General features: G+C 65.2%; 1 protein-coding gene. It reads right to left on the bottom strand.

Going from position 1 to position 244, the window contains the following annotated elements; translation table 11 throughout:
* A partial coding sequence (locus tag PU683_RS20825) for a hypothetical protein (protein ID WP_277174514.1) occupies positions 1 to 244 on the bottom strand: 244 nt, incomplete at both ends.

Here is a 244-nt window from a genome sequence, read left to right as displayed (position 1 = left end):
CCTGCAACGCAAACTCCAGCAGGCCCATCGAACTGTGGCGCTGCCAATAATAAGACGCGACCGCCATCAGGAACATCGCAAAGCCGATCACCCCCATGCCCGCGCGCCCGGCCTGAACGAAGTGATGCTCCTCCACCGGTCCGCGCCGGTCGCGCCAGGGACGGTAGAAGTCCTGCACCAGCACCGACGACATCGCGTTGAGCGCGGAATTGGTCGTCGCGACCGCGGCGGCGCAAATCCCGAT

This window comes from Candidatus Kosakonia sp. 282A-S69, from assembly GCF_029433855.1.
Taxonomy (GTDB): domain Bacteria; phylum Pseudomonadota; class Gammaproteobacteria; order Enterobacterales; family Enterobacteriaceae; genus Kosakonia; species Kosakonia cowanii_A.
Note: the sequence above shows the minus strand (reverse complement) of the source record. Positions and strands in the feature narration are given on the sequence as shown.